Source organism: Ancylobacter sp., from assembly GCF_965229075.1.
Taxonomy (GTDB): Bacteria; Pseudomonadota; Alphaproteobacteria; order Rhizobiales; family Xanthobacteraceae; genus Ancylobacter.
Genome location: NZ_CBDDIO010000002.1, coordinates 3,236,612 through 3,251,073 on the forward strand (window position 1 = coordinate 3,236,612; position 14,462 = coordinate 3,251,073).

At 68.1% G+C, this 14,462-nt stretch carries 13 protein-coding genes; 5 read left to right on the forward strand and 8 right to left on the reverse strand.

Annotated features, from left to right (window positions below; all coding sequences use genetic code 11):
- Window positions 1–33 precede the first annotated feature (33 nt).
- Both ACO07Z_RS21090 and ACO07Z_RS21095 read left to right on the forward strand, forming a co-directional pair.
- Window positions 34–357: an XdhC family protein gene (locus ACO07Z_RS21090; protein WP_244376135.1), complete on the forward strand. Its 324-nt coding sequence runs from the start codon at window positions 34–36 to the stop codon at window positions 355–357.
- On the forward strand, window positions 357–1,694 hold the full coding sequence (locus ACO07Z_RS21095) for an XdhC family protein (RefSeq protein ID WP_421700489.1): 1,338 nt from the start codon (window positions 357–359) through the stop codon (window positions 1,692–1,694). Before ACO07Z_RS21090 ends, ACO07Z_RS21095 begins: the two co-directional genes overlap by 1 nt.
- Before the next feature lie 11 nt (window positions 1,695–1,705).
- Here ACO07Z_RS21095 and bcsS read toward each other — a convergent pair whose 3' ends face one another.
- Both bcsS and ACO07Z_RS21105 read right to left on the reverse strand, forming a co-directional pair.
- Window positions 1,706–2,464: a cellulose biosynthesis protein BcsS gene (gene bcsS, locus ACO07Z_RS21100; protein WP_421700490.1), complete on the reverse strand. Its 759-nt coding sequence runs from the start codon at window positions 2,462–2,464 to the stop codon at window positions 1,706–1,708.
- A 145-nt stretch (window positions 2,465–2,609) separates the two neighbouring features.
- Entirely contained in the window at window positions 2,610–3,068 is a 459-nt protein-coding gene (locus ACO07Z_RS21105) for a DUF488 family protein (protein WP_421700491.1), read from the reverse strand.
- Window positions 3,069–3,279: 211 nt separating this feature from the next.
- Between ACO07Z_RS21105 and ACO07Z_RS21110 the strand changes: the two genes are divergently transcribed.
- A complete protein-coding gene (locus tag ACO07Z_RS21110) occupies window positions 3,280–4,755 on the forward strand; it encodes an ATP-binding protein (protein ID WP_421700492.1) in 1,476 nt (491 codons plus the stop codon).
- 68 nt (window positions 4,756–4,823) lie between these two features.
- Here ACO07Z_RS21110 and ACO07Z_RS21115 read toward each other — a convergent pair whose 3' ends face one another.
- The 3 genes from ACO07Z_RS21115 to ACO07Z_RS21125 all read right to left on the reverse strand — a co-directional run bounded on the left by ACO07Z_RS21115 (window position 4,824) and on the right by ACO07Z_RS21125 (window position 8,100).
- Window positions 4,824–6,152, reverse strand: a complete 1,329-nt coding sequence (locus ACO07Z_RS21115; protein WP_421700493.1) for a TRAP transporter large permease — start codon at window positions 6,150–6,152, stop codon at window positions 4,824–4,826.
- Window positions 6,152–6,781 (reverse strand): TRAP transporter small permease subunit, encoded by a 630-nt coding sequence (locus ACO07Z_RS21120; RefSeq protein WP_421700494.1) that lies wholly within the window; start codon window positions 6,779–6,781, stop codon window positions 6,152–6,154. The genes ACO07Z_RS21115 and ACO07Z_RS21120 overlap by 1 nt, the downstream gene beginning before the upstream one ends.
- A 179-nt stretch (window positions 6,782–6,960) precedes the next feature.
- On the reverse strand, window positions 6,961–8,100 hold the full coding sequence (locus tag ACO07Z_RS21125; protein ID WP_421700495.1) for a TRAP transporter substrate-binding protein: 1,140 nt from the start codon (window positions 8,098–8,100) through the stop codon (window positions 6,961–6,963).
- A gap of 348 nt (window positions 8,101–8,448) precedes the next feature.
- Here ACO07Z_RS21125 and ACO07Z_RS21130 point away from each other — a divergent pair, with 348 nt between their 5' ends.
- Window positions 8,449–10,665, forward strand: a complete 2,217-nt coding sequence (locus ACO07Z_RS21130; protein WP_421700496.1) for an esterase-like activity of phytase family protein — start codon at window positions 8,449–8,451, stop codon at window positions 10,663–10,665.
- A 119-nt stretch (window positions 10,666–10,784) separates the two neighbouring features.
- Here ACO07Z_RS21130 and ACO07Z_RS21135 read toward each other — a convergent pair whose 3' ends face one another.
- A complete protein-coding gene (locus tag ACO07Z_RS21135) occupies window positions 10,785–11,405 on the reverse strand; it encodes a helix-turn-helix domain-containing protein (RefSeq protein ID WP_244376152.1) in 621 nt (206 codons plus the stop codon).
- Window positions 11,406–11,538: 133 nt separating this feature from the next.
- Between ACO07Z_RS21135 and ACO07Z_RS21140 the strand changes: the two genes are divergently transcribed.
- Window positions 11,539–12,528 (forward strand): threonine ammonia-lyase, encoded by a 990-nt coding sequence (locus ACO07Z_RS21140; RefSeq protein ID WP_244376154.1) that lies wholly within the window; start codon window positions 11,539–11,541, stop codon window positions 12,526–12,528.
- 3 nt (window positions 12,529–12,531) lie between these two features.
- Here ACO07Z_RS21140 and ACO07Z_RS21145 read toward each other — a convergent pair whose 3' ends face one another.
- Both ACO07Z_RS21145 and ACO07Z_RS21150 read right to left on the reverse strand, forming a co-directional pair.
- Window positions 12,532–13,587, reverse strand: a complete 1,056-nt coding sequence (locus ACO07Z_RS21145; protein ID WP_421700497.1) for a glycosyltransferase family 4 protein — start codon at window positions 13,585–13,587, stop codon at window positions 12,532–12,534.
- Window positions 13,587–14,444, reverse strand: coding sequence for a UDP-2,3-diacylglucosamine diphosphatase (locus ACO07Z_RS21150; protein ID WP_421700498.1), 858 nt, complete (start codon window positions 14,442–14,444; stop codon window positions 13,587–13,589). The genes ACO07Z_RS21145 and ACO07Z_RS21150 overlap by 1 nt, the downstream gene beginning before the upstream one ends.
- Window positions 14,445–14,462 lie beyond the last annotated feature (18 nt).

Below are 14,462 nucleotides of genomic sequence, written 5' to 3' on the forward strand. Positions count from 1 at the left end.
CGTTATAGTGCGGGAGAGACCGAAGGAGAAAACATGCTCACGCGCGAGGACGATGTGTTGCAGGTGGCGGCCGATTGGCGGCGGGCCGGCCGGGGTGTGGCGCTGGCCACGGTAATCGAAACCTGGGGCTCGGCACCGCGCCCGGTGGGCAGCCATCTCGCCATCGATGAGGACGGCAACTTCCTCGGCTCGGTGTCGGGCGGCTGCGTCGAGGGCGCGGTGGTGGCGGAGGCGGCCGAGGTGATCGCCGACGGGCGGGCGCGGCTGCTGGAATTCGGCGTCGCCGATGCCACCGCCTGGCAGGTCGGCCTGTCCTGTGGCGGACGCATCGCCGTCTATGTCGAGAAGGTCGGCTGATGGACCTTACTCTGCTTGAAGCGCTCAATACCGAACGCGCCGCCCGTCGCGCGGCAGTGCTGGTCACCGATCTCGATGGCGGCGCCCAGCGGCTGGTGCGCGCCGGCGACGCCGGCACCGATCCGCTGGCGCCGCATCTCGCCGAGGCGCTGCGCAGCGGGCGCAGCGGCAGGGTGGAGGCGGAAGGCCGGCGGCTGTTCCTCACCGTCCAGCTTCCCGCGCCGCGTCTCGTCATCACCGGCGCGGTGCATATCGCGCAGGCGCTGGCGCCCATGGCGGCGGCGGTGGGATTCGCGGTGACGATCATCGACCCGCGCACCGCCTTTGCGACGCCCGAGCGTTTCCCCGGTGTCGATGTGCGGGCGCAATGGCCGCAGGACGCGCTGGCCGAGCGGTCGCTCGACCCGTTCACCGCCGTGGCGGCGCTGGCGCATGACCCGAAGATCGACGATCCCGCGCTGGAAGCGGCGCTCAGCGCCGGCTGCTTCTATGTCGGCGCGCTCGGCTCGCGTAAGTCCCATGCTGGCCGGCTGGCCCGGCTGGCGGAACGCGGCGTGCCGCGCGCGGCGCTGGAGCGCATCCGCGCGCCCATCGGCCTCGATATCGGCGCGGCGACGCCGGCGGAAATCGCCGTCTCCGTCCTCGCCCAGCTGGTCGGTGAACTGCGCCGCCGCCCGGCGCGTCCACCTGCGGCACTGGTGCTGGCCGCCGGGGAGGGCACGCGTCTGCCGGGGGCTTACAAGCTGACCCTGCCGCTTGGCGGCGTGCCGCTGGTGCGACGTGCGGTGGAGGCGGCGCTCGCTGCCCGCGCGCGGCCGGTGATCGTGGTCACCGGCCATGAAGACGCTTTGGTGCGGGCGGCGCTCGACGGGCTCGATGTCACCTTCGTGCCCAATCCCGATTTCGCGCGCGGGCTCTCCACCTCGTTGCGCACCGGTGTCGCGGCGCTGCCGAAGGAGACGGAACGCGTGGTGGTGCTGCTCGGCGACATGCCGAAGGTGGAGCCCGCTCTCATCGACTGCCTCGCCGATGCGCTCGATCCCGCGCGCGGGCGGCTCGCGGCGGTGCCGGTGGCGAGCGGCCGGCACGGCAATCCGGTGGCGCTGGCGCGGGCGCTGTTCCCGGCGCTGATGACACTGGAAGGCGATGTCGGCGCCCGCCGCATCCTCGCCGACAATCCCGATTTCGTGGTCGAGCTGCCGGTGGAGGGGGAGGGGGCCTTTGTCGATGTCGACACGAGGGAGGATCTCGAGGCGCTGGAAATCCACGAGATCGCCGCCGCGAGCGATGTCGATGCCGCCGCCGCTCTGGAGGCAATGCGGGCGGAGGACGCCTGAGCCGGTGCGGGTCAGAACGGGATGAACAGGGACAGCGTGCCATAGGGGCTGTCGTCGCTGTCGCCGCTCCAGTTCCAGCCGGCGGCGGCGCGCAGTTGCCAATCGCGCAGCTCACCCCCTTGCAGCGGGCTGGCGAGGAACAGGCCGAACCGGGCGCTCTCATCCGGCCAGTCGGAGGTGGCCCCGGCCTCGACGCCGAGATCGAGCCAGGGAAACGCCCGCCAGCCGGCGGTGGCGCGCCCGCTGACGCTGCCATCCGCCGTGGAGCCGCTGAGCGAGGCGGTGAGCGTCCAGCGGGCATCGAAGCGGTAGAACCATTCAATGACGGCCTTGCCGCCCCAATGCGTGCCCTGGTCGCGATTGCCGGGATCGGGCGTGTCCAGCCGGTTGTCGACGACATTGACCCCGGCATAGAGCGCCAGTGCGTGCGGACCGCGCAGGAACTGCCAGCCGAGCAGCACCTCGCCATCGGTCTTGTCGACGCTGTTCCAACCGCCCGGCACGGCTTGCGTGCGGTAGTCATAGCGCCCGCCGCCGGTCTGGGTGCGCAGCCGCAGCCCTTCCTGGTCCATCGGCGCGAAGGGTGCCCACGCCATGCCGCCCCAGCCATAGCCGCTGTCGCGGGCGATATCGACGCCGGTGTAGAAATAGAGCCGCCGGCGCAGCGACACTTCCGCCCCCTCCTCGGCAGCCGCGCCGGGAGCCGGGCACGCGGCAGCGACCGTCGCCGCGAGAAGAGGCGCGAGAAATCGCGCCGGCGAAGAGGGCATCGCCGCGCTCACGGTTGTGGGGCTTCAGGAAGTACGCCTTATCCGAGCACCCGCCGCGATCGGCCTCAATCAACCGAAGGGCGAGCTTCGATGGGGATGCACGCCACGGCATGCCGCATTTTGTCGCAGGGGGGCCGCGTCCGGCTCAGACGGGCGGCGCCATCAGATGCTCAATGGTGACGCCGACGCGCTCGCAGATGAGATCGGCTACCATCTGCCGGTGGCAGTGCTCGGGATGGCGCTCGAAGCACAGCACGCAGACGCGCCTGCCGGCCTTCACCAGCGCGGTCAGCTCGTCGAGCTGCTCCTGCGCGGTCGGGGTGGCGAGGTGGGCGTCGTAGATGCGCCTTAACTCGTCGTAATGCCCGCTGCGCGCCGCTTGCCGGCCTTCCGCCGGGGTGCCGAGGCCGCGCAGATGCAGATAGCCGATGCCGCGCTCGCTAACGCCGGCGGCGAGGTGGCTCTTGGAGAAGCCAGCGCGGCGTGAGGCGGCGACGGCGCGCACATCGACCAGCAGGTCCACCCCGGCGCCGCTCAGCGTGTCGAGCACGGCGGCGGAGGAGACCTGTTCATAGCCGATGGTGAAGAAGGGCGGGAGCGACATGGCGGCAGAGTGGCCCGAAGCATGGGGCTTGTCGAGCCGGGCCGAATCTGTGGAGTTCTTGCCGGCTGTCGGCGTTGGCCCTTGCCGCGTGCTAAAGGCAGGGCCGGGCGCGGCGGCCACAGCGGCTTCCCGCCGGATCGGCCGGCTGGGGGGCGGGCAATCGAACCATGCGGTCCTCGCGCAGGGCCGGTGCAGGGATGCGTCACCGCAGATGAAGATCGGTATCGAGCTTGGAAGCAGCAACGCCGGACAGCCGGTTCGGCTCGATCTGGAAGAGCTCCTTTCCACGCGCCTTCTGGTGCAGGGCAATTCCGGCTCGGGAAAATCGCATCTGCTGCGCCGCCTGCTCGAACAGAGCGCCGGCCATGTGCAGCAGGCGATCATCGACCCGGAAGGCGATTTCGTCGGGCTCGCCGAGCGTTTCGGCCATGTGGTGATCGACGCCGAGCGCACCGCCGGCGAGATCCAGCGCATCGCCGCCCGCATCCGCAAGCACCGCGCTTCGGTGGTGTTCAACCTCGAAGGGCTGGATGCCGACGCGCAGATGCGCTCGGCCGCCGCCTTTCTCAACGGCCTGTTCGATGCCGACCGCGAATATTGGTACCCGATGCTGGTCGTGGTCGACGAGGCGCAGCTCTTCGCGCCCTCGGGCGGTGGCGAGATTTCCGACGAGGCGCGGCGCATCTCGCTCTCGTCCATGACCAACCTCATGTGCCGTGGCCGCAAGCGCGGACTCGCCGGCGTCATCGCCACCCAGCGCCTCGCCAAGCTGGCGAAGAACGTGGCGGCGGAAGCGTCCAACTTCCTCATGGGCCGCACCTTCCTCGACATCGACATGGCGCGCGCCGCCGATCTGCTCGGCATGGAGAAGCGGCAGGCGGAGAGCTTCCGCGATCTCAACACCGGCTCCTTCGTCGCGCTCGGCCCGGCGCTGGCGCGTCGCCCGGTGGCGGTGAAGATCGGCCATGTCGAGACGGCGAGCCGCAACGGGCGCCCGTCGCTGCTGCCGCCGCCCGAACTCGGCATGGCGGAAATCCAGGACCTGATCTTCGACGATCTCGGCACCGAGCCTTTGCCCGCGCCGCCCGCCCGGGCCGAGCCGCGCGCCACCGAGGCCATTCTGGAGACGCTGGAAGACGCGCCGCCGCCCGAAGCCGCGCCGGTCGATCCGGAAGTCGCTGCCGCCTTCGCGGCGGAGCGCGAGGCGCTGGTGGAGGAGATCATCCGCCAGTTCGTCTCCGATCCCGAAGCGCCGTTCCGCTCCGCCGCCGCGCTCTACCCGGATTTTCTCGTGCATTGCCGGGTGCGCCGCGTCGGCTCCAAGGTGCCGGACCTCGCCGAATTCACCCGGCGGCTGGCCATCGCCCGCGCCGGGCTGGAATCCCGCAGCGGCGATGAGGGCTGGGCGCGCGCCGTCGACCAGGCGGCCGGCCTGCCGGAGGAGATGCAGGGCGTGTTCCTGCTGCTGGCGCGGGCCGGCATGGAGGGTGCGCCCTCGCCGGCGGACGAGGCTCTGGCCAAGGCCTATGGCAGCCGTTCGCCCTCGCGCGGGCGCTGGCTGCTGACCTATATGGAAGAGCGCGGCCATCTCGTCTGCGAGGCCGATTTCCGCGGCCGGCGGGTGGTGCGCTTCCCCGCGCTCGGCTGGAAGACTGCGCCGGGCGACCCGCGCGCGCCGGCGGCCTGAGAACGATCACACCGGCGGATATGAAAACGGGCCCTTGCGGGCCCGTTTGCTTTTGCGGGTCGCGACCGTCAGCCGCCATAGAGGTAGTTTGGCAGCCAAAGCGCGAAGCCGGGGAAGGTGTAGAGCAGCACCATCGCGAACACGACAATGAGGATGAACGGCATCACACCGGAGAAGATCTCGTCGATCGACACATGCTTCGGCGCCACGCCTTTTAGGTAGAACGGCGCCATGGCCACAGGTGGCGAGAGGAACGAGGTCTGCAGGTTCAGCGCCACCAGCACCCCGAAGAAGATCGGGTCGATGCCGAAATGGTCGAGCAGCGGCAGGAAGATGGGCAGGAAGATGACGATGATCTCCGTCCATTCCAGCGGCCAGCCGAGCACGAAGATGATGACCTGGGTGAGGATCAGGAAGCCGATCGGCCCGATATCCAGCCCCATGATGAACTCTTCGACCACACGCTGGCCGCCGAGCAGGGCGAACACGGCGGAGAACACCGCCGAACCGACGAACAGCCAGCACACCATGGCCGACGCGCGGGCGGTGAGGAACACCGAGTCCTTCAGCTTCTCGATGCTGAAGGTGCGGTAGGCCAGCGCCAGCAGGATGGCGCCGAAGGCGCCGACGGCCGCCGCCTCGGAGGGCGTGGCGAGGCCGAAGATGATGCAGCCGAGCACGGTGACGATCAGCAACACCAGAGGGAAGAACGAGGTGAGCAGCGCCCAGATGATCGTTCCCACCGGGACGTTGCGTTCGGCGGCGGGCAGCTTCGGCGCCAGCGACGGGTTGATGATCGCGCGGATGATGACATAGGCCATATACATGCCGGCCAGCGTGATGCCGGGAATGAAGGCGGCGGCGTAGAGCTTCACCACCGACACGCCGGCCGTCGCGCCGTACAGAATCAGCATGACGCTGGGAGGGATCAGGATACCGAGGCAGCCGCCGGCGCAGACCACGCCCGAGGCGATCTTGGTGTCGTAGCCGGCGCGCAGCATGGCCGGGAAGGCGAGCAGGCCCATCAGCGTCACCACGGCGCCGACAATGCCGGTCGCGGTGGCGAACAGGGCGCAGGTGATGAGCGTCGCCACGGCGAGCGAGCCAGGAATCCAGCCGGCGGCGAGCTGGATGGCGCGGAACAGCCGGTCGAGAATATTCGCCCGCTCGATCACATAGCCCATGAACAGGAACAGCGGGATCGAGATCAGAACGTCGTTGGCCATCACCGAATAGGTGCGCTGGACGAAGAGCTGGAAGATGCCGTCGCCGATGGAGAGGTAGCCGAAGGCGACGCCGAGCGCCATCAGCGTGAACGCGATGGGGAAGCCAAGCATCAGCAGGATGAGAAACAGCACCAGCATCAGCATGCCGAGCGCGGGATCGGAAAGAAACATCACAGGGTCCCCCGCGTGGTGGAGTCGCGCTCGACGGCGTTGAGCAGTTGTTCCTCGGCCTCGGCCTTGGCGGCCGCCTCGTCGAGAATGACCTTTTCGAGTTCCTCCACATCGTGCAGGCGCTGCGGCCATTCCCCGTCGCGGATGCAGATCCAGCAGCGCACGACCTCGACCATGCCCTGCAGCAGCATCATCACGCCGGTGATGGGGATCAGCGCCTTGAACGGCCAGATGACCGGGCCTTCGGGGCTGAAGGAGGAGTGCTCGTTCAGCAGATAGGACAGGTAGAAATAGCCCCAGCCGGAATAGATCAGCGCCAGGATGCCGGGGAAGTAGAACAGGAAGTAGAGCGCGAGATCGCTCTTCGCCTGCGTGCGCGGCGCCCATTTGCGGTAGATGAAATCGCCGCGCACATGGCCGTTGCGCGAGAGCGTGTAGGCGCCGGCCATCATGAACAGGGCGCCATACAGCATCAGGCTGACATCATAGGCCCAGGTGGTGGGGTCGCGCAGCACATAGCGGCGGAACACTTCGTAGCAGATCGCCGCCATCAGGATGACGATGCACCAGGCGAACAGCTTGCCGATGAAGGCATTCAGCCGGTCGACGCCGAGAAGAATGGATTGCATGGGGATGGGCCTCTTGGTGGCACGTCGGGGTCGCGCGGTGTCGAGACGGAGGCTGTGGCGCATGCACCGGCGTCGGCCCGTCACGCCACACAGGGAGGCGCGGCCAGGCCGGAAACCGGTGCCTACCGAAACCAAAAGCCCCTCTCCGTCGCCGGAGAGGGGCGCACGCGAACCCGGGATCAGGCCGGCTTGAAGAAGTGGTCGTAAGCGAACTTGTTGTCCGGCTCATATTCCAGCCGGAAGCCGACGATGCGCTTGGCCCATTCCTTCTGACTTTCGACCACCTTCTTGAACACCGGATCGGCAGAGAGGTTGGCGATCACCACATCCCAGGCCTTGAGCTGGGCTTCCAGCACGGATTTGGGCGTCTGCAGCACCTTGACGCCGCGCGCCTTGATCGCCGCGAGGTCCTTGGAATAGCGATCCTGCGCCTTCCACATCATGGTGGAGGAGGTGGCGTCCGAGGCGCCGCGCAGGATTTCCTGCACGTCCTTCGGCAGGCCGTCGAACTTGGTCTTGTTGAACAGGATCTCGAAGCATTCGAGCGCCTGATGGTAGCTGCCGAGCATGTAGACCTTGGCAACGTCAGGGAAGCCGAGCACGAGGTCGGACGAGGGGTTGTTGAACTCGGCACCGTCGAGCAGGCCACGGTCGATGGCCGGCACGATTTCGCCGCCGGGTACGATGGTCACCGCCGCGCCGAACTCCTTGAACAGGTCGGCGCCGAGGCCGACGGTGCGGTACTTCATGCCCTTCATGTCTTCGGGGCCGGTGATTTCCTTCTTGAACCAGCCGAGCGGCTGGCTCGGCATCGGCCCGGTCAGCATGCCGACCACGTTCAGCTTCAGCGTGTTCTGTACGAGGTCGTCATAGAGCTCCTGGCCGCCGCCGAAGCGGATCCAGCCCAGCAATTCGTCCGCGTCCCAGCCGAAGGCGGGCGCGGTGCCGAACAGCGAGAACGCCTTGCTCTTGCCGTACCAATAGGCGGCGACGCCGTGGCCGCCGTCGAGAACGCCCGAGGACACCGCGTCCAGCATCTGGAAGGCCGGAACGACCGAGCCGGCGGGAAGAATTTCCAGCTCGACGCGCCCGCCGGTCATGGCGTTGACGCGCTTCACATAGTCGCCGGCGAATTCGTGGAAGATGTCCTTGTTCGGCCAGGTCGACTGGAATTTCAGCTTGATGGGGGCCTGCGCATGAACCGCCGGGGCGGCGACGGTGGCGCCGGCGGCCGCCGCTGCGGCGGTGGCGATGAAGCGGCGACGGCTGGTGCGGACATCCGGACGCGCGTCCGTGGTCTTCCCTGACGTTTCGGTCATGGGGCGGTTCCTCCTATGGCGTTTCCTTGCGGGTAGTCCCCCGCCGGGCGGCGCTTCGGCGCCTTGTCCCGATACGCCAAGGAGACGATGCCGAAAGGGCGAGTGCAAGCCCTAATTGATGATTTTTACTGTAATCCTTTCGTCCGAAAGTCGAATGCTGCGCGGTTGACGCAGAGGTCGCGTGTCCGGCCTCGCCGCGCCGCTGCGGAAGGAGAAGCCGGCTGCCGCAACGGGGTTATCCGCCGTCCATCCTGTGCAGGCGGCGGGATCGTCATGCCTTTGTCATGGTCAGGCCGTTGAACCGCAGCAGCGCGGGCCGGTTCCGCCCGCATCCGATCGGAGACCCCCATGCGCCCGATGCTTCTCGCCACCGCCTCCGCCGCCGTGCTCGCCCTCGTCGCCCTGAGCGCCCCGGTGCTGGCGGCGGACGCGCCGTTCAACCGCATCGCCACTTTCAATGTGATGGAAAACCTCCCGGCCGGTGCCGATCCCGCCAAGCAGACGGCGGCCGAGATCATCACCTATACCGAGGACGGCAACACGCTGATCTACAGCGACAGCCCCGGCGAGCGCATCGGCTTCATCGACATCACCGATCCGGCGGCGCCGAAGGCGGCCGGCGTGGTCGCGCTCGACGGCGAGCCCACCACCACGGTCGTGATCGGCGGCAAGGCGTATGTCGGCGTCAACACCTCTGAATCGAAGGCGAAGCCCTCGGGTCATCTCGCGGTGGTGGACCTCGCCACCCGCAAGGTCGAGGACAAGATCGATCTCGGCGGCCAGCCGGATTCGATCACCAAGAGCCCGGACGGAAGCTATCTCGCCATCGCCATCGAGAATGAGCGCGACGAAGAGCTGAATGACGGCGCGCTGCCGCAGCTGCCGGCCGGCAACCTCACCACTTTCGAGGTGAAGGACGGCCGCGTGGTCGACGCCTCCAAGCGTGTGATCGACCTCACCGGCCTCGCCGCCATCGCGCCCGAGGACCCGGAGCCGGAATATGTCGACATCAATTCCCGCAACGAGGTCGTCATCACGCTGCAGGAGAACAACCACATCGTCGTGGTGGACCTGCTCACCGGCAAGATCCTCTCGCATTTCTCCGCCGGCACGGTGGACCTCGACAAGATCGACACCAAGAAGGATGGGGTGATCGACCTTTCCGGCTCGATGAAGGCGGTGCCGCGCGAGCCGGACACCGTGCAGTGGATCGACGACAACCGCTTCGTCATCGCCAATGAGGGCGACTGGAAGGGCGGCACGCGCGGCTTCTCCATCTTCGACAAGACCGGCAAGCTGCTGTTCGAGAGCGGCACCGCGCCCGAGCACATGGCGGTGCGCCTCGGCCATTATCCCGAGAAGCGCAACAAGAAGGGCATCGAGATGGAGGGCGCGGAAGTCGCGACCTTCGGCGATGACCGCCTGATCTTCGTCGCCTCCGAGCGCGGCTCGCTGGTCTTCGTCTATCGCGACAAGGGCCCCGGTGCGGCGCCGGAATTCCTGCAGGTGCTGCCCGGCGGCGTCGGCCCGGAAGGGCTGATGGCGCTGCCCAAGCGCGACCTGTTCGTCACCGCTGCCGAGACGGACAACCGCAAGGATGGCGGCATCGGCTCCGTCGTCACCGTCTATCAGCGCCAGCCCGGCGCGACGGCGGCTTATCCCACGCTGCTCTCGGTCGACGGGCCGGATGGCCTGCCGATCTGGTGGTCGGCGCTCTCCGGCTTCGCGGCGGATGCGAAGGAGGCCGGCAAGCTCTATGCCGTGACCGACAGCGCCTATGCGCAGGCGCGCATCCTGACCATCGACGCCACAGTGAAGCCGGCGAAGATCACCGCCGCCACCGTGCTGACCAAGGACGGTGAGCCGGCCAAGGGGCTCGACCTCGAAGGCATCGCGGTGCGTCCCGAAGGCGGCTTCTGGATCGCCTCCGAGGGCAACCCGGAGAAGAAGGAGAAGCCGACACAGAACCTGCTGCTGCGGGTCGGCGCGGACGGCGCCATTGCGGAAGAGATCGCGCTCCCCGAGGCGGTGGCGGCGCAGGCCGGACGCTTCGGCTTCGAGGGCGTGGCGGTGGTCGGCACCGGCGCGGACGAGACGGTGTGGATCGCCGTGCAGCGCGAGTGGAAGGACGACCCCAAGGGCTTCACCAAGCTCCTCGCCTACAAGCCGGCCGACAAGAGCTGGGGCGTCGTGCGCTACCCGCTCGACAAGGCGGCCAAGGGTTGGGTCGGCCTGTCCGAGGTCTCGCCCTATAAGGATGGCCTCATCGTCATCGAGCGCGACAACCAGATCGGCAACGACGCCGTGATCAAGAAGCTGGCCTTTGTCTCGCTGAAGGACGTGAAGCCGGCGCCGCTCGGCAGCGAGGTCACGCCGCCGGTTCTGGTGAAGAGCGAAGTCAAGGACCTGCTGCCGCTGCTCAAGGCGACGCATGGCTATGTGCTCGACAAGGTCGAGAGCTTCGCCATCGACGCCGCCGGCAACGCCTTCATCGTCACCGACAATGACGGCGTCGACGGCTCCTCCGGCGAGACCCAGTTCATGGCACTCGGCAAGCTGAACTGAGGGCGATCCCGGTCCTCTGGGTGGCCGGGTCAAGCCCGGCCATGAGGGACAAAGGGACTGGAAAAGTCAGGGACGGGCGCCTTCGGGCGCCCGTTTTCGTTCCGCAGCCTGTCCGCCCCTCAATCCAGCACGGCGGCCTTGAGCAGGCAGACCATGGTGGCGTGGGCGGGCTCGGTGGTGAGGTTGCGGATGACGTGGCGGCGGTCGCAGCGATAGCGCAGCGTCTCGCCGGCGCGGGCGGTCTCGATCACGTCGCCGCACTCCACCTGCAATTCGCCCGAGAGCACCGACAGGCATTCCACCGAGCCGCGCTGGTGGCCGTCGGAGATCAGCTCGCCGCCCGGCCCGGCGACGAAATCGAACCATTGCAGCCATTCCACCGTCTTGATCCAGCCGGTGATGGTCAGCCGGCACTTGCCGTCCTCCGACACCAGGATCGGCGTGTCGGCGCGGGTGAGGTGCTCGACGAAAGGCTCATCGTCGGTCGCCGCCATGAAGCGGTCGATCGACATGTCGAGCGCCTGTGACAGCCGCCAGACCGTGGCGAGCGTCGGGTTGGTCTCGTTGCGCTCGATCTGGCTGATGATCGACTTGGCGACGCCGGACTGCTCGGAAAGCTCGGACAGCGACAGATTATAGGCCTTGCGCAGGCGCTGGATGGTGCGGCCGAGCTGGCCGGTGATCGCCTGCGCCCCGGCATCCATGTCGCCCCGATCGAGGCTGCGCGTTCGGCCCGACATGCCGGCTCCCGTTTGGCTTATGAGACATGTATTTAGGTCGCCCGGGCCCGCCCGCGCAAGCCGGCGCGAAAAAGCTGCGCGCGGGCGTCGGAAAGCACATGCGCGCGCGCCGTCGCGGGATTAAGCTCAGCCCATGATGCAGAGCAACGCCCTTCCCACCTATGACGACGTGACCTCGGCCGCCGAACGCCTCGCCGGCGTCGCCGTGCGCACGCCGCTCCTCTCCTGCGCCCGGCTCGACGAGATCACCGGCGGGCGGGTATTCCTGAAGCCAGAGCCGCTGCAGCGCACCGGCTCGTTCAAGTTCCGCGGCGCCTATAACCGCATCTCGCGCATCCCGGCGGATGAGCGGGCTGGCGGCGTGGTCGCCTGCTCCTCCGGCAACCACGCGCAGGGCGTGGCGGCGGCGGCGACGCTGATGGGCATGGCCTCGGTCATCGTCATGCCGAAGGACGCGCCGGCGATGAAGAAGGCCCGCACCATCGCCTTTGGCGGTGAGGTGGTGGAATATGACCGTGGCGTCGACGACCGCGACGCCATTGCCGGCGAGATCGCGCGGGCGCGCGGGGCGGTGTTCGTTCCGCCCTATGATGATTTCCACATCATCGCCGGGCAGGGCACGGTGGGGCTGGAGATCGCCGAGGACCTGCTCGCGCGGGGGCTGACGCCCGATCTGGTGATGGCCAATGCCTCCGGCGGCGGGCTCGTCTCCGGCATCGCGCTGGCGGTGAAGCACCATTTCCCCGAGGTGCAGGTGATGACGGCCGAGCCGGCCGGCTTCGACGATCATGCCCGCTCCTTCCGTTCCGGCGGGCGCGAGCGCAACAACCAGGCCACCGGCTCGATCTGCGACGCGCTGATGGCGGCGACGCCGGGACAGCTCACCTTCGAGATTTCCTCGCGGCTCGTCGGCGTCGGCGTTTCCGCCACCGATGAGGAAGTGGCGCGGGCGGTGGCCTTCGCCTTCGAGGAGCTCAAGATCGTGGTCGAGCCGGGCGGGGCGGTGACGCTCGCCGCCGTGCTGGCGGGCCGCGTGGACCTCAAGGACAAGCTCGCCGTGCTGGTGCTGTCCGGCGGCAATGTCGACGCCGACACCTTCGCCCGCTGCCTCGCGGCGGCCTGAGGTTCACCCCGCCGCCGCGTGCGCCGTGGCATGGGCGCGGGCATGGGCGGATTCGATGTTGTGCAGGAACTGTTCGGTGCAGGCGCGCCAGGAAAAGCGCAGCGCATATTCCCGCGCCGCCGCGCGGTCGAGGGTGAGGGCGGTCAGCGCCGCCTGCTTGAGGTCGTCGCTCAGCACGCCGACGGCGGCCCCCGCCTCGCCGATCACATCCTTCGGCCCGGTGACGGGGAAGGCGGCGACCGGCAGGCCGCTCGCCAGCGCTTCCAGCAGCACGATACCGAACGTGTCGGTGAGGCTGGGGAACACGAACACATCCGCCGCCGCATAGATGCGGGCAAGCGCCTCGCCTTCGCGGAGGCCGAGGAAATGCACGCCGGGGTGCCGGGACTGAAGCTCGGCGCGGGCGGGGCCGTCGCCGACCACGACCTTGGAGCCGGGCAGGTCGAGATCGAGGAAAGCGGAGATGTTCTTCTCCACCGCCACCCGGCCGACCGAGAGGAAGATCGGGCGGGGCAGGGCGGCGACCAACGCATCCATTTCCGCTTGCGGGCGCGGGCGGAACAGCTCGGCATCGACACCGCGCGACCAGCGCAGAATGTTGTGGAAGCCGCGCGCGCGCAGCTCCGCCTCTAGCGTCGGGGTGGAGACCATGATGCCGGCGCCGGCATTGTGGAAGCGGCGCAGCCAGGCATAGGACAGCACTTCCGGCACTGGGGCGCGGGCGGCGAGATATTCGGGAAAGCGCGTGTGGTAGCTGGTGGTGAAGCTCTGCCCGCGCGACAGGCAGGCGCGGCGCGCCATGATGCCGATCGGCCCTTCGGTGGCGATGTGCACGTAATCGGCGCCGATCTCGTCCATCCGCCGGCGCACCCGTCCGGGCGTTGCCAGCGCCAGCCGGATTTCCGGGTAGGTCGGCATCGGCACGGTGCGGAAATCGGCGGGGGTGAGAAAATCGATGTGCGCGCCGAGCTTTTCGGCCTCGCGCGCCGTGTTCTGCAGCGAGCGGACGACGCCGTTGACCTGCGGCAGCCAGGCATCGGTGGCGACGAGAATGTGCATCAGGCGGCGACCTTCGGCCGTTCGAGCAGCAGCGGCGCCTTCACCCGCGCCCGTGTCTGGCGCGCCCAGTCGATCAGCTCGAAGCGCCCGTCGGCATGTTCGACGATCGCCGTGCAGCTTTCCACCCAGTCGCCGCAATTAATGTACTCGACGCCGAAGCTGTCGTGAATGACCGCGTGGTGAATATGCCCGCACACCACCCCGTCCACCTTGTGCCGGCGGGCCTCGGTGGCGACCGCTTCCTCGAAGCGGCCGATGAAATTGACGGCGTTCTTCACCTTCAGCTTGGCCCACTGGCTCAGAGACCAATAGGGAAAGCCGAATTTGCGGCGGGCCCAGTTGAGATAGGTGTTGAGGCCGAGCGCGGCGGTGTAGGCGCCGTCGCCGAGGAAGGCGAGCCAGCGGGCGTGGCGCACCACCACGTCGAACACGTCGCCATGGATGACGAGGTAGCGTTTGCCATTGGCGGCTTCGTGTATCGCCGTTTCGACCACTTCGATGCCGCCGAAATGATTGCCGTAGTAATCGCGGAGGAATTCATCGTGGTTCCCCGGCAGATAAACCATGCGGGTGCCCTTGCGGCTCTTGCGCAGCAGCTTCTGCACCACGTCATTGTGGCTCTGCGGCCAGTACCAGCCCGAGCGTAGCCGCCAGCCATCGACGATGTCGCCGACGAGATAGATGGTGTCGGCGTCGTGGTAGCGCAGGAAGTCGAGCAGCAGATCGGCCTGGCAGCCCTTGGTGCCGAGATGGACATCGGACAGGAACAGGCTGCGGTAGCGGCGTGCCTCGGGTGCGTCGTTCACCTCGGAAGCCCCCTCGATCAGGCCCGCGAATGGGCTGGGCAATGTCTCCATGGGGAAAGCATAAGCCCG

Excerpts from the sequence above, each read along its gene's own strand:
- ACO07Z_RS21140 (WP_244376154.1), top strand. The coding sequence starts at position 11,539 with ATGATGCAGAGCAACGCCCTTCCCACCTATGACGACGTGACCTCGGCC.
- ACO07Z_RS21130 (WP_421700496.1), top strand. The coding sequence starts at position 8,449 with ATGCGCCCGATGCTTCTCGCCACCGCCTCCGCCGCCGTGCTCGCCCTC.
- ACO07Z_RS21110 (WP_421700492.1), top strand. The coding sequence starts at position 3,280 with ATGAAGATCGGTATCGAGCTTGGAAGCAGCAACGCCGGACAGCCGGTT.
- ACO07Z_RS21120 (WP_421700494.1), bottom strand. The coding sequence starts at position 6,781 with ATGCAATCCATTCTTCTCGGCGTCGACCGGCTGAATGCCTTCATCGGC.
- ACO07Z_RS21135 (WP_244376152.1), bottom strand. The coding sequence starts at position 11,405 with ATGTCGGGCCGAACGCGCAGCCTCGATCGGGGCGACATGGATGCCGGG.
- ACO07Z_RS21105 (WP_421700491.1), bottom strand. The coding sequence starts at position 3,068 with ATGTCGCTCCCGCCCTTCTTCACCATCGGCTATGAACAGGTCTCCTCC.
- ACO07Z_RS21090 (WP_244376135.1), top strand. The coding sequence starts at position 34 with ATGCTCACGCGCGAGGACGATGTGTTGCAGGTGGCGGCCGATTGGCGG.
- ACO07Z_RS21115 (WP_421700493.1), bottom strand. The coding sequence starts at position 6,152 with ATGTTTCTTTCCGATCCCGCGCTCGGCATGCTGATGCTGGTGCTGTTT.
- ACO07Z_RS21145 (WP_421700497.1), bottom strand. The coding sequence starts at position 13,587 with ATGCACATTCTCGTCGCCACCGATGCCTGGCTGCCGCAGGTCAACGGC.
- ACO07Z_RS21125 (WP_421700495.1), bottom strand. The coding sequence starts at position 8,100 with ATGACCGAAACGTCAGGGAAGACCACGGACGCGCGTCCGGATGTCCGC.
- ACO07Z_RS21150 (WP_421700498.1), bottom strand. The coding sequence starts at position 14,444 with ATGGAGACATTGCCCAGCCCATTCGCGGGCCTGATCGAGGGGGCTTCC.
- bcsS (WP_421700490.1), bottom strand. The coding sequence starts at position 2,464 with ATGCCCTCTTCGCCGGCGCGATTTCTCGCGCCTCTTCTCGCGGCGACG.
- ACO07Z_RS21095 (WP_421700489.1), top strand. The coding sequence starts at position 357 with ATGGACCTTACTCTGCTTGAAGCGCTCAATACCGAACGCGCCGCCCGT.